Source organism: Rahnella sp. AN3-3W3 (assembly GCF_003263545.1).
GTDB lineage: Bacteria > Pseudomonadota > Gammaproteobacteria > Enterobacterales > Enterobacteriaceae > Rahnella > Rahnella variigena.
Genome location: NZ_JYDG01000039.1, coordinates 24,826 through 37,984 on the forward strand (window position 1 = coordinate 24,826; position 13,159 = coordinate 37,984).

At 53.0% G+C, this 13,159-nt stretch carries 11 protein-coding genes; 8 read left to right on the top strand and 3 right to left on the bottom strand.

Annotation, left to right across the window (positions count from 1 at the left end):
* Positions 1 to 105 precede the first annotated feature (105 nt).
* Positions 106 to 1,401 (bottom strand): NCS2 family permease, encoded by a 1,296-nt coding sequence (locus UC15_RS11560; protein WP_112288579.1) that lies wholly within the window; start codon positions 1,399 to 1,401, stop codon positions 106 to 108.
* A gap of 310 nt (positions 1,402 to 1,711) precedes the next feature.
* On the opposite strand from UC15_RS11560, the gene UC15_RS11565 reads away from it, so the two are divergent.
* Complete coding sequence (locus UC15_RS11565) at positions 1,712 to 2,617, top strand: LysR family transcriptional regulator (protein WP_112288580.1); 906 nt, start codon at positions 1,712 to 1,714, stop codon at positions 2,615 to 2,617.
* 4 nt (positions 2,618 to 2,621) lie between these two features.
* Here the strand turns inward: UC15_RS11565 and UC15_RS11570 are convergent, their stop codons facing one another.
* A complete protein-coding gene (locus tag UC15_RS11570) occupies positions 2,622 to 2,948 on the bottom strand; it encodes a YnfA family protein (RefSeq protein ID WP_112288581.1) in 327 nt (108 codons plus the stop codon).
* A 132-nt stretch (positions 2,949 to 3,080) separates the two neighbouring features.
* On the opposite strand from UC15_RS11570, the gene UC15_RS11575 reads away from it, so the two are divergent.
* The 5 genes from UC15_RS11575 (at position 3,081) to UC15_RS11595 (ending at position 6,617) form a co-directional block, all read left to right on the top strand.
* Complete coding sequence (locus tag UC15_RS11575; RefSeq protein WP_112288582.1) at positions 3,081 to 3,449, top strand: DUF1283 family protein; 369 nt, start codon at positions 3,081 to 3,083, stop codon at positions 3,447 to 3,449.
* 135 nt (positions 3,450 to 3,584) lie between these two features.
* Positions 3,585 to 3,878: a DUF1161 domain-containing protein gene (locus UC15_RS11580; RefSeq protein WP_112288583.1), complete on the top strand. Its 294-nt coding sequence runs from the start codon at positions 3,585 to 3,587 to the stop codon at positions 3,876 to 3,878.
* 274 nt (positions 3,879 to 4,152) lie between these two features.
* Positions 4,153 to 5,250: an LLM class flavin-dependent oxidoreductase gene (locus tag UC15_RS11585; RefSeq protein ID WP_112288584.1), complete on the top strand. Its 1,098-nt coding sequence runs from the start codon at positions 4,153 to 4,155 to the stop codon at positions 5,248 to 5,250.
* 9 nt (positions 5,251 to 5,259) lie between these two features.
* Positions 5,260 to 6,198: an ABC transporter substrate-binding protein gene (locus UC15_RS11590; RefSeq protein WP_112288585.1), complete on the top strand. Its 939-nt coding sequence runs from the start codon at positions 5,260 to 5,262 to the stop codon at positions 6,196 to 6,198.
* A 191-nt stretch (positions 6,199 to 6,389) separates the two neighbouring features.
* Positions 6,390 to 6,617: a hypothetical protein gene (locus UC15_RS11595; protein WP_015697366.1), complete on the top strand. Its 228-nt coding sequence runs from the start codon at positions 6,390 to 6,392 to the stop codon at positions 6,615 to 6,617.
* Positions 6,618 to 6,792: 175 nt separating this feature from the next.
* Here the strand turns inward: UC15_RS11595 and UC15_RS11600 are convergent, their stop codons facing one another.
* Positions 6,793 to 7,962 carry a serine hydrolase gene (locus tag UC15_RS11600; RefSeq protein ID WP_112288586.1) on the bottom strand — a complete coding sequence of 390 codons (1,170 nt, stop codon included), beginning with the start codon at positions 7,960 to 7,962 and terminating at the stop codon, positions 6,793 to 6,795.
* A gap of 459 nt (positions 7,963 to 8,421) precedes the next feature.
* On the opposite strand from UC15_RS11600, the gene UC15_RS11605 reads away from it, so the two are divergent.
* Together UC15_RS11605 and UC15_RS11610 are read left to right on the top strand one after the other, a co-directional pair.
* On the top strand, positions 8,422 to 10,728 hold the full coding sequence (locus UC15_RS11605; protein ID WP_112288587.1) for an FdhF/YdeP family oxidoreductase: 2,307 nt from the start codon (positions 8,422 to 8,424) through the stop codon (positions 10,726 to 10,728).
* A 149-nt stretch (positions 10,729 to 10,877) separates the two neighbouring features.
* A complete protein-coding gene (locus UC15_RS11610) occupies positions 10,878 to 12,821 on the top strand; it encodes an exoribonuclease II (protein WP_112288588.1) in 1,944 nt (647 codons plus the stop codon).
* Positions 12,822 to 13,159 lie beyond the last annotated feature (338 nt).

The following is a 13,159-nucleotide window of genomic DNA, read 5'->3' on the forward strand; positions in this document are numbered from 1 at the left end:
GCTTCGGCTGCTTTTTTTATTACCTGTTTTATTTCCTGCATTTTCTCAGGCCAACAAAAAAGGCGCGGCAAACGTGCCCGCGCCTTTCTGATAACTGAATGCGTATTACGCGCTCAGCCAGCCCAGTTTAATCACGAACAGAATAGACAGCACAATCAGCGCGGCATTCAGTTCACGCGCACGACCGGTCAGCAGTTTTGCCAGCGTCCAGGTGATGAAACCAAACGCGATGCCGTTAGCAATAGAGTACGTAAATGGCATGGTCAGCGCAGTCACGGTGACCGGCGCAGCAACGGTAATATCTTTCCAGTCGATTTCTGCCAGACCGGAGGTCATCAGAACCGCGATGAACAGCAGCGCCGGTGCGGTTGCGAATGCCGGGACACTGCCCGCCAGCGGAGCGAAGAACAGGCTCAGCAGGAACAGAATTGCGACCACAATCGCTGTCAGACCGGTACGTCCACCGGCACTCACGCCCGCGGCGGATTCGATATAACTGGTGGTTGTCGACGTCCCCAGCAGAGAACCAAACAACGCAGCGGCGCTGTCAGCCACCAGCGCACGGCCCATTTTCGGGATATTGCCGTCTTCATCCGCCAGCCCTGCACGTTTGGTCACGCCAATCAGGGTTCCGGAGTTATCGAACACATCCACGAAGAGGAACGCGAACACCACGCTTATCAGCGAAACGTTGAATGCGCCCTTAATGTCCAGTTGCATGAAGGTTGGCGCAATCGACGGAGGCATAGACATCACGCCACCGAACGGAGAATACCCCAGGGCAATCGCCAGAACAGTCACAGCCAGCACGCCGATCAGCACCGCACCGGTGATTTTACGCGCTTCCAGCACCACAATCAGAATGAAACCGAGCATCGCGAACAGAGGGCCAGGCTTGGTCAGGTCGCCCAGACCGACCAGTGTTGCCGGGTTAGCAATGACGATACCGGCGTTTTCCAGCGCAATCAGCGCCAGGAATAAGCCGATACCCGCCGCAATCGCCGAACGCAATGGCAACGGAATACTGCGGATAATCCATTCGCGGATTTTAAAAATAGATAACGCGAAGAAAATACAGGCTGAGAGGAAAACTGCACCCAATGCGATCTGCCAGGTGTAACCCATGTGCAGCACGACGGTATAGGTGAAGAAGGCGTTCAGACCCATGCCCGGCGCCAGTGCGATCGGATAGTTGGCGATAAAGCCCATCAGTGCGGAACCGATTGCGGCAGCAAGACAAGTTGCCACAAATACTGAGCCTTTATCCATCCCCGTCGCGCCCAAAATAGACGGGTTAACAAACAGAATATAGGCCATTGCTAAAAATGTAGTCAGTCCTGCCACAATCTCAGTCCGCACGTTAGTACGGTGAGCTTTTAACTTAAATAGTTTTTCTAACATGAGAAGGTATCTCTTGGTCGCATGATCACGTTGAGTCTGGTTTTCAAACATGCACGCTTGTTATTAGTGTTGTTTTTCAAAACACGATCATGTGCCAGCGGTGCAAATGCCACCGTTCGCCCCGCTTTCCATCACTGATAGCGGCACACGAGCTAAAACGTGTTTTGACGAACCCTGTCATTTGCCCATTTTGACTGTAAAACAACCTGAGGTGATTGTTTTACAAAGGGGCATCGCACAATCTAGGAAAATTGAGTGATGCAGTCCATAATAGATATCTCACTTATTCACTGCATAAATTAGTACACCCATGTCCCCATTTTCCCGTTTTTCGCAATATTTTACTGAAGTCGCCCGAACAGGAAGTTTGCGCAAAGCGGCAGAAGTGCTGCATGTCTCCGCCTCGGCCATAAACCGGCAGATATTGCAGGCCGAACAGACGCTGGAAACCCCATTATTTGAACGCCTGCCCACAGGCCTGAAACTGACCTCTGCGGGTGAAATTTTGTTTGATGACATCCGACGCTGGCGAAAAGAATTTTCCCGCACAAAGGAACGGTTCGATGAGATCCAGGGATTGCGGCGCGGACACGTCACTATTTCGATGATCGCAGCACTCAGCGAAGGCATGGTGGCGGAGCTGATTGCGGAAGTGGGCGCAGAACATCCTTATCTGACATTTGATATCCGTATAGAAGACAGCCGGAATATAAGCGAACAGGTAAGTTCGGCGGAGGTTGATTTCGGATTGTTACTGGATCCGGTGGAGCATACCGGGCTTGAAGTGCGGGCTTTCGCGGAATTACCCATCGGCATTGCCATGCCGGTCGGACACGAACTTTCACAGCAGGAATCGCTGTCTTTCAGCGATATCGCCTCCTACCGGCAGATCATTCCCTCGGAACCGCTGATGGTGAATGCCCGCGCCAGATTGCTTTACAATCGCTATCAGTTGCTGGAAACACCATCGATCGTCTGTAATGACGTGCGCATGATGCGCGAACTCATTCGTAAAGGTGCCGGGGTTGGCGTGCTCAGCCTGCTGGATGTTTTGCCTGATTTACAGGAAAAGCGGCTGACGTTTGTACCGCTGCAGGGACGGACGGCCAAACCGCTGACGCTGGCTCTGTGCGTTGCGCCCCGCCGTCAACTGTCCCGCGCTGCGCAAATCGTGATTCAGAAAGTCATTGTGCTGATGGAAAGGTTGTCGCAGTAATCGCTTATGACGCTTTCCAGCCTGAAATGATGATCAGCATCCCCGCCAGCGCCACGCACGCGCCCAGCCAGTCGGTGGTGCTGAGTTTTACGCCATCGATAAACCGCAGCCACAACATCGCGGTCATGACATACACACCGCCGTAAGCCGCGTATACCCTGCCGCTCGCCGCCGGATGCAGGGTCAGCAACCAGACAAACGCCGCCAGACTGAGAGCCGCAGGAAGCAGCAGCAATATACTGCCCCCTTTGCGCAGCCAGAGATAAGGTAAAAAGCAGCCTATGATTTCCGCCAGCGCTGTGGCAAAGAACAGTAAAGATGTTTTGAGCATAGTTGAGCCAGGTTTACAGTGCGGACTTCAATAAGATATCAACCAGTTTACAGGCAAAGGGTGACGCCATTCAGGTGGGTGTTATAATTCAATGATTCGCCTGAGCGATGTGTAAATTAAAAGGATTAGCTAATGAATACAACGTTTATAACCCGACTGACGCGCGCCATGCTTCCTGTTGCTTTGCTGGCCATGACCGCCGGCTGGCAGGTTCCTGTGCAAGCTGCCACCAACTGTGCGGGCGGAACCTGTGTCTTTGGCGGTACCGGCAATGATGCCATGACCAACGAAGAAGCACGTCAGAGCAAAGAACAGTGGAATGAAACCCAGCGTCTGCGCGCGATGAAAAATCAGCGCAACGAGAAGGATTTCTCCAAATATGACAACGCCATAGATCTGCGCGATAAATGTGAAGCCAGCCAGAACATCAATGCGTACTGGGAACCGAACACTGAACGCTGCCTCGACCGCCGTACAGGCCGTCAGCTGATGGCGCCGTAATAATTTCCTTCCAGATTGTCTCTCACCCGTGGCGGTAAATCTTACCGCCACGGCATATCTGCTAAACTTATTCTTTAGATAATTATTTTCTTCTCATAATAAGTAATACGCCGGTTCTCATAAAAGGAATGAATGATGAAAAAGACACTCTTAGCTGGTCTCGCTGTCGTGATGTTTGCACCTCTGATGGCACAGGCATCCTGTGAAAGCGTCAAAGCAGACATTACACAAAAAATTGTGGCAAACGGTTTACCTGAATCCGGGTTCAAACTGGACATCGTTCCTAACGATCAGGCTGACCAGAGCGGCGGTCAGGTCGTCGGCCATTGCGGTAATGACAGCCAGAAAATTGTTTACACCAAAACTGCGGATGCGGGAGACAGCTCTGCTGCCAGCCCGAAAACCGGCACCAGCCAGGATTCCCAGTAACGTAGCAATCACGTAATCGTTTTGCTCCGCCCCTTCCTCTGTCTGAGGGAGGGTGCATCTCTCATCCCCCCTTTTAAACCCTTCTCCCGAAAATAATTCACCCGTGCGATCCCGCTGGTTAACTCCGTTTATTTCTCTCGCATCCTGTAATGCACATTTTTCATATTAGCTTATGAAGATAATGAATTTCTCACATAGTAGGTTGCCGTTTAAGGTGATATCTCCTGCCAGCGCAGACCTTCATTCGCTGGCCTCATCTGAGGAGTGACAGCTTATGAGCGTGCAATTTATTGGTATGATCGGCCATCGTCTGGCTTCTGAAATCATCCCGCCGACAGGTCCGATTTTCGATAAAAAATACATCGCCGATTTCGCCAGAGCCCATGAAGATGCCGGTTTTGACCGCATTCTGGTGGCTTACGCCTCCGATCAGCCTGACGCATTTCTGGTCGCGGCGCACGCCGGTGCCAGCACTTCCCGTATCCATTTTCTGCTGGCACATCGTCCGGGCTTTGTCGCCCCGACACTGGCAGCGCGCAAACTTGCCACGCTGGATCACCTGCTGGAAGGACGCGTCGCCGTGCATATCATCAGCGGCGGCAGTGACGCCGAACAGCGTCGTGACGGCGATTTCGAGCCGAAATCTGGCCGCTATCAGCGCACGGACGAATATATCGATGTGCTGAAACAGAGCTGGTATTCGGAAACGGGCTTTGATCATCAGGGTGAGTTTTATCAGGCGGAAAACGCCTTCTCCGCCATTAAGCCATATCAGAAAAAGCTGCCGGTATTTTTCGGCGGATCTTCTGATGACGCCATTCGCGTTGCCGGAAAACAGGCAGATGTGTTCGCGCTTTGGGGTGAGCCGCTGGAAAGTGCTGCGGAAACGGTCGCAGCGGTGAAAGCGTCTGCGGCACAACATCAGCGGGAGATCGATTTCAGTATTTCATTCCGCCCGATCCTCGGTAAAACCGAGGAAGAAGCCTGGGCTAAAGCCGACGAAATCCTCGCGAAAGCCACCGCACAGCAGGCTGAAAAAGGTCAGGCGCTGGCGGCTAAACCGCAAAGTGTCGGCGCACAGCGTTTACTGAAGGCAGTAGCACAAGGCGACCGTCTGGATTCCTGCCTGTGGACCGGCATTGCCGGACTGATTGGCGGCGGTTCAAACTCCACCGCGCTGGTCGGCACGGCGGAACAAGTCTCCGATGCCCTGCTGAAATATTACGAACTGGGGATCACCACGTTCCTGATCCGCGGTTTTGATCCTCTCAATGACGCCACCGAATACGGTAAAAGTCTGATCCCGCTGACCAGGCAGAAAATCGCTGCGCGTCAGGCACAAAATAAAACCGCCGCCACCACGCTGGTATAAGGAACCCTGATGCGAGTGAATGTGAAAAATCTTCTGCTGCTGGTTTCGCTGATTGGCAGCGCCTTTGCGGTCAATGCCGAACAAATCACCCTGCGGGTGGCCGACCAGAAAGGCAATATGCGGGCGCAACTTGAGGCGGCCAATAAACTGGATAATCTGCCGTACAAAATTGAGTGGTCAGAATTCCCTGCCGCCGCGCCACTGGCTGAAGCGCTGAATGCGCAGGCGGTGGATGTCGGTATTATCGGTGATGCCCCCCTGTTATTTGCCGAAGCCGCAGGCGCGCAAGTGAAAGCCATTGCCGTGGATAAATCGGATGCCTATGGCACCGCGCTGCTGGTAAAACCGGACAGCCCGATTAAAAGCGCGGCGGATTTAAAAGGTAAAAGTATTGCCACGAACCGCGGTTCCATCGGGCATTTCGTGGCGCTAAAAGCGCTGGCATCTGCCGGACTGACGGCCAAAGACGTGACCTTCCGTTTCCTGCCGCCGAGCGACGCCAAACTGGCGCTGACCCAGGGTTCCGTGGATGTCTGGGCTACGTGGGAACCTTACACCGCTTTCGCCGAAACACAGGATCATCTGCGGGTTCTGGTGAATGGCCGCGGTTTGTGGTCGGGCAACAGTTTCCTGGCGGCAACAGATACCGCGCTTAAAGATAAAGCCAAACGTGAGGCGATTGCCGACTACCTGCAACGTCTGAGCGATGCGCAAATCTGGGCCTATAAGAATCTGAATGCGTATAGCGAGAAGCTGGCGAAAATCATCGGCTTCCCGCTGGATGCGGCGAAACTCGGGTTTGAGCGACGTAAATCCTACTGGCAGCCGATTGATGCCGCGACGGAAACGCAGCAACAGCAAACGGCGGATTTCTATCATGAGCAGGGATTGTTGCCCGTCGCCCTGAATGTCACCGGCACGTTTGATCACTCGTTCCTGCTGAAATAACCGCATTACAATGACGGCACCGGCGCTCAGCAGGTGCCGGTTCACCTCGCTATTTCTGCCGCCCGCCATTCATTACGCCAATCATCCTGACTTAACGTGCTGATAATGTGAACTATCACCCTGTAACTGAAAGCCGGACGTGGTTAATAGAAGACGTCGCCAGAAATCAGGCTTAGCTAACAGGATGCAGCATGGAAAATTACGCCAATAAAAGCGGTGATTCACAGGTCGTCAGCTTCCAGATTGATGCCAATTCGATCAAAGTCCGTTTCAAGAATAACCACGTTTATCTCTACGACATCCGCCACCCCGGCCCTGAGCATCTTGAGAAGATGAAAGAACTGGCCCGTGCCGGATGGGGCTTAAATACCTACATCGAAAGCGAAGTGAAAACCGACTTCTCCTCCAAAGTATTCTGAAATCTTGCACACTCACCGGGCGGATGTGAGCCATTCGTCCGGTGACTTCAAAATAAATTACACTTAGTTAACAATCAATTGTGACAATTCTCGATTTTCAGGCCGGGAAATTTGATGTGAATCTCAGGGACAAAAAAGGCGCCGAAGCGGCGCCTTTTACGTTCAGAAAATCGAATCAGATTTTCAATTTCACGTAATCAATCGCACGGCTGATGATCCCGCCTTCTGCGACATCTTCCAGTGCCACCAGCGGCACGGTTTTGATGACTTTGCCGTTATCCACGATATTAATGTTGCCGAGCTCCTGACCTTTTTTCAGCGGCGCGTCAATCTGCGGATTGGTCAGCACATATTGCGCTTTGAGTTTATCGGCGTCAGCCTGCGGCACGCTGATAAACACATCGCTGAGGGAACCGACTTTCACCTGAGGAGCAGCACCAAACCAGACGTGCTCATCCGAAACGGTCTGACCCGCTTTGAAAATCTGTTTGCTGGTGTATTCGCGGAAACCCCAGGTCAGCAGTTTACGCGCCTGTTCTTCGCGCCCTTTTGAGCTTTTACCGCCCATGACAACGGCAATCAGACGGCGATCACCCTGCGTCGCAGAGGCGATGATGTTGAAACCGGCGCTTTCAGTGTGACCGGTTTTCAGGCCATCCACCTGCAGGTTTTTATCCCACAGCAGGCCATTACGGTTTTGCTGGGTGATGTTGTCGTACGTCAGCGATTTCTCGGCATACATACGATATTCCTCAGGCTCACCGCCGATAATGGCGCGGGACAGCTTCGCGAGGTCATAAGACGTGGTGTACTGACCCGGTGCATCCAGACCGTGGACGGTTTCGAAATGCGTATTGGTCAGGCCGAGGCTGGTGACGTATTGGTTCATCATGCCAACGAATGAGTCCTGGCTGCCCGCGACATAATCGGCCATCGCCACACAGGCATCGTTGCCGGAAGTGATGATGATGCCGCGGATCAGATCACGCACGCTCACACGGTCACCCGGTTTGAGGAACATCAGCGAAGAACCTTCCAGGCTCTTGTTACCAGCAACCCAGGCTTCCTGAGGCACGGTGACCACATCGTCCATGGTGATTTTTTTATGATCCAGTGCGCGGTCAATGACATAACCTGTCATCAGTTTGGTCAGGCTTGCCGGATTGCGGCGGTCGTCCGGATTGCCGGCGGCCAGCACATCACCACTGGCATAATCCATCAGCACAAAAGAAGCTGCATCAATGCTCGGCGGGACAACAGGGAAATCCAGTGGTGCGATAGCTTTCGCACTGCCTGCGGAGAACATCAATACACAAGATAAGACACTAATTACACTACGTTTCACTGAATCTTCCTTAAACGCGCTACAGAGTCGGGGCATAAACTGAGCCGCACTCTATACAAAAAAACTATGGATTCAAAATCTGCGGCATAGGTTGCACTAAAACTACTCGCAGAAAAACCCTTAGTCTTTTGCTAAGCATTTCATAATGAAACGATACTGTTACAACTTGTGTTAATTTCAGCCGAAAACCACATCGCGCGAGGTCATTAGTTTTCATTATCACAACCCGCTGTTTTCAAACTGATTGGCAGTGCGCTCCCGCCCCTGATTTTTAGACGCTATTTGCGTTATTCCCCGATATTTTCCTGCGATAGAGCGCTTCTATCACACCATCATGGCATTCGATTAGACGGCAGCGCATACCCCTCCTAAACTTGTGACATAAAATTAACAATCCGGTTAACAATTCATCGTTGCGGTTGTTTAAAATCAGACAAAAATCACCTGCGAAGCATAATTATGAAATTCAAAACTGAGATCAAACCCTACCACGGCGCGGCCGGCGGCTGGGGTGCACTGGAATCAACCACCCGTTTCGTCTTCGACAGTAAAAAAGTTCTGTCTAATCTGCGTAACCTGATGCGTGTTAACAAAGGTCGCGGATTTGACTGTCCGGGCTGTGCCTGGGGCGATGATAACCACAGCACCTTCAGCTTCTGTGAAAACGGTGCGAAAGCCGTCAGCTGGGAAGCCACCCGTAAAGCCGTTGAGCCTGAATTCTTCGCCCAACACAGCGTGAGCAAGCTGCGCGAACAAAGCGATTATTTCCTGGAATACCAGGGGCGCCTGACTCACCCGATGCGTTATAACCGCGAAACTGATCATTATGAACCTGTCAGCTGGGACGCCGCATTTGCGCTGATCGCCAGTCATCTGAAAGGTCTGGAAAACCCGGATCAGGCAGATTTTTACACCTCCGGCCGCGCCAGTAATGAAGCCTCGTATCTGTATCAGGTCTTCGGCCGCATGTTCGGCACTAACAACTTCCCTGACTGCTCAAACATGTGTCACGAAGCCAGCGGTGTCGGCCTGAAACAAAGTATCGGCGTCGGTAAAGGCACTATCCGTCTGGATGACTTTGAAAAAGCCGATGCCATTTTCGTCTTTGGCCAGAATCCGGGCACCAACCATCCGCGTATGCTGCACAGCCTGCGTCATGCTTCTGACCGTGGCGCAAAAGTGGTGAGTTTTAACACCTTGCGTGAGCGTGGTCTGGAACGTTTTGCCGATCCGCAAAAACCGCTGGAAGTGGTCACACCTAAAGCCGGTCGCATCAGTGCGGCGTATTATCAGCCCAATCTTGGTGGCGATATGGCCGCCGTGCGCGGTATCGTCAAAGCGCTGTTGCAGACTCACCGTGAGCGTATCGCTTCCGGTCAGCCTTCCCTTTTCGATGAAGATTTTATTGCGGCTAACAGCGTTGGCGTGGATGAGTATCTGGCCGTCGTGGATGCCACCAGCTGGGAAAAAATCACCGAACAGTCCGGTCTGAGCGAACAGGATCTGCGTGAAGCAGCGTCTATTTATATGAACGCCGAACGCGTGATTTGTACCTGGGCGATGGGCATAACGCAGCATAAACACTCCGTTCCGACCGTGCGTGAAATCACTAACCTGCAACTGTTGTTTGGTCAGCTCGGTAAACCGGGTGCCGGTCTGTGTCCTGTTCGCGGCCACAGTAACGTGCAGGGCAACCGCACCATGGGCATCGATGAAAAAGCACCAAAAGCGTTGCTCGATGCCATGGAAAGCCACTTTAAATTCACGCCACCACGCGTGCCGGGCCACAACACCGTTGAAGCGCTGGAAGCGATGCTGCGTAAAGAAGCCAAAGTTCTGATCTGCCTCGGCGGTAATCTGGCAGCAGCGGCACCGGACACACCGCGCACCGAACGGGCGCTGAGTAATCTTGAGTTGTCTGTGCAAATCAGCACCAAACTCAACCGCTCGCATCTGACACCGGGTAAAGAAGCACTGATCCTGCCAACACTGGGGCGTACTGAGCTGGATATGCAAGCCACCGGTTCGCAGTTCATCACCGTTGAAGACTCCTTCAGCATGGTGCATGCGTCAGAAGGCGTCGGCATTCCGTTATCGAAAGAACAACGTTCCGAAACCGCGATTGTCTGCGGTATCGCCAATGCCGTTCTCGGTGATAAATACCTCGACTGGACGGCGCTGGCTGACGATTACAACCTGATCCGCGACCACATCGAAGCGACCATTCCGGGCTTTAAAGATTTCAATGCACGCTGCGATATCAAAGGCGGCTTCTATCTGGGCAATGCGGCAGCGGAACTGAATTTCAACACGCTCAGCGGCAAGGCGAATTTCAGCGCGGCTCCGTTGCCGGACGTGCTGATCCCGATGGGCGATCAAAATGCGCCGTTCACCCTGCAAACGTTGCGTTCGCACGACCAGTACAACACCACCATTTACGGCCTTGATGACCGTTACCGTGGCGTTTACGGCCAGCGCGAAGTGCTGTTCATCCATCCGCAGGATCTGGCTGATTTAGGCCTGAAAGACGGCGAACTGGTGGAAATAGAAACGCTGTGGAACGACGGTATCGAGCGTAAAGTTACCGGCTTCAAACTGGTCAGTTACGACATTCCGCGCGGTAATCTGGCGGCTTATTATCCGGAAACCAATCCGCTGGTGCCGATGTCCAGTTTTGGCGACCAGACCCACACCCCGACCTCCAAAGCTGTTCCGGTGACTATCCGTCGCTGCGAGCAAAAAGTCGACCTGCAACGTATCGCTTAAGTCAGACTTGCGCACCATCGCGCAAATCTCCCCTTTCGCTTCAGGGTTATGAGGCGAAAGGGGTAGATGCCGCTTGCCCGAAGGGGCCAGATCGCGTAAAACTGTCTGCCGCTAATCGAGCCACATTAACCCCCAATTCTCTGGACGATATGTTTCAAGATAACCCGCTGCTCGCGCAGCTAAAACAGCAACTTCACTCTCAGACTCCACGTGTCGAAGGCATTGTGAAAGGCACTGAGAAAGGCTTTGGCTTTCTTGAAGTAGACGGTCAAAAAAGCTATTTCATTCCGCCTCCGTACATGAAAAAAGTCATGCACGGGGATCGCGTCATTGCCTCCCTGCAAACTGAGAAAGAGCGTGAAATCGTCCAGCCCGAAACGCTGGTTGAGCCGTTCCTCAGCCGTTTTGTAGGCCGCGTGACCAAGAAAGACGACCGTCTTTCCATTATCCCGGACCATCCTTTATTACGTGATTCCATTCAGTGCCGCGTTGCCCGCAATATCAATCATGAAGTGAGCGACGGCGACTGGTGTGTGGCTGAAATGCGCCGCCATCCGCTGAAAGAAGGCGATCACAGCTTCCAGGCTGAAATCACCGAATGGATCACCACCGGCACCGACGATCTCGCCCCGTGGTGGGTAACGCTGGCACGTCATAATCTCGAACGTGAAGCGCCAAAATCTGACATCGCTGAACTGCGCGATGAAGGCCTGACCCGCGAAGATCTGACTGCCCTGCCATTCGTCACCATCGACAGCGGCAGCACGCAGGACATGGATGACGCGCTGTATGTGAAAGACAACGGCGACGGCACCCTGCAAATGACTATCGCGATTGCTGACCCGACGGCTTACGTCAGTGAAGGCAGCGATCTCGACAATATTGCTAAAAAACGCGCATTCACTAACTATCTGCCGGGCTTCAACATCCCGATGCTGCCGCGTGAATTGTCTGATGATATCTGTTCCCTGTGGCCGGACGTCAGCCGTCCGGTTCTGGCGTGCTCTGTCACGCTGGGCACCGATGGCGCACTGGGCAGTGATATTCGCTTCTTCGCCGCGACCATCGAATCCAAAGCCAAACTGGCTTACGACGATGTGTCTGACTGGCTTGAAGCGGATGAGAAAAGCGAATGGCAACCGGCCAGCGATGTCATTGCTTCTCAGATCCGTCTGCTGAAACGCGTCTGTGACGTGCGCAGCGCATGGCGCACCGAGCACGCGCTGGTATTCAAAGATCGTCCTGATTACCGCTTCGTGTTAGGTGAGAAAGGCAACGTGCTGGAAATCGTCGCTGAACATCGTCGTATCGCTAACCGCATCGTGGAAGAATCGATGATTGCCGCCAACGTCTGTGCGGCTATCGCCCTGCGTGACAGCCTCGGTTTCGGCGTTTACAACGTGCATACCGGTTTTGATCCGCTGCTGGTAGAAAACGCAGTGACCGTGTTGCAGGCCAACGACGTGGAAGCTAATGCTGAAGAACTGCTGACGCTGCCAGGTTTCTGCGCATTGCGCCGTAAACTTGATGCGCTGCCAACGCAGTTCCTCGACAGCCGTATCCGTCGTTTCCAGACTTTTGCAGAAATCAGCACCACCCCTGGGCCGCATTACGGTCTGGGTCTGGAAGCTTACGCCACCTGGACATCGCCAATCCGTAAATACGGCGACATGGTGAACCACCGTCTGCTGAAAGCGATGATCCTGCAACAGTCTGCTGAGAAACCTCAGGACGAGATGACTGTTCAGCTGGCAGAACGCCGCCGTGCCAACCGCATGGCCGAGCGCGATGTTGGTGACTGGCTATATGCGCGTTATCTGGAAGAGAAAGTAGGCACTGATGTTAAATTCAGCGCTGAAATCATCGATGTCACCCGCGGCGGTCTGCGAGTACGTCTGCAAGATATCGGCGCCGTGGCGTTCATCCCTGCTCCGTTCCTGCACAGTGTGCGCGACGAACTGGTATGCAGCGCTGATACCGGCACCGTGCTGATCAAAGGCGAAGTGGCCTACCGTCAGAGCGACATCATTGATGTGAACATGGCGGAAGTTCGCATGGAAAATCGCAATGTGATCGCTAAACCGGCAGTCTAGGTTTCGCTTTTTAGCGAATATAAAAAACCGGTCATTTGACCGGTTTTTTTATATGTGAAATTTGCCTTGCCAGGCGGGTTACGTCTTGCCAAAGCCAATTTCGGTTTCTTAATTGCAGTTAGATCTGAACGTTAGATTGGGAAAATTTCGGTTTCTCAATTACAGCGATCACTTATCACGCGGCGCCGAAACCGACCAAGAGGGAAAAATGCTTTTTCCCTCTTGGATCTCCCTTCGCTTTTTCACTGCGCGCTATCGCTTGTAAATCATGTTTCAGATATCACGGAGACAGGCTGGAAATCTTGCCGCTGCGCGGTGCCTTCTCTCGGTCTTCGAGC

What these genes read in the sequence shown, in the direction of transcription:
- UC15_RS11560 (WP_112288579.1), bottom strand. Translation starts at nt 1,401, where the DNA reads ATGTTAGAAAAACTATTTAAGTTAAAAGCTCACCGTACTAACGTGCGG.
- UC15_RS11565 (WP_112288580.1), top strand. Translation starts at nt 1,712, where the DNA reads ATGTCCCCATTTTCCCGTTTTTCGCAATATTTTACTGAAGTCGCCCGA.
- UC15_RS11570 (WP_112288581.1), bottom strand. Translation starts at nt 2,948, where the DNA reads ATGCTCAAAACATCTTTACTGTTCTTTGCCACAGCGCTGGCGGAAATC.
- UC15_RS11575 (WP_112288582.1), top strand. Translation starts at nt 3,081, where the DNA reads ATGAATACAACGTTTATAACCCGACTGACGCGCGCCATGCTTCCTGTT.
- UC15_RS11580 (WP_112288583.1), top strand. Translation starts at nt 3,585, where the DNA reads ATGAAAAAGACACTCTTAGCTGGTCTCGCTGTCGTGATGTTTGCACCT.
- UC15_RS11585 (WP_112288584.1), top strand. Translation starts at nt 4,153, where the DNA reads ATGAGCGTGCAATTTATTGGTATGATCGGCCATCGTCTGGCTTCTGAA.
- UC15_RS11590 (WP_112288585.1), top strand. Translation starts at nt 5,260, where the DNA reads ATGCGAGTGAATGTGAAAAATCTTCTGCTGCTGGTTTCGCTGATTGGC.
- UC15_RS11595 (WP_015697366.1), top strand. Translation starts at nt 6,390, where the DNA reads ATGGAAAATTACGCCAATAAAAGCGGTGATTCACAGGTCGTCAGCTTC.
- UC15_RS11605 (WP_112288587.1), top strand. Translation starts at nt 8,422, where the DNA reads ATGAAATTCAAAACTGAGATCAAACCCTACCACGGCGCGGCCGGCGGC.
- UC15_RS11610 (WP_112288588.1), top strand. Translation starts at nt 10,878, where the DNA reads ATGTTTCAAGATAACCCGCTGCTCGCGCAGCTAAAACAGCAACTTCAC.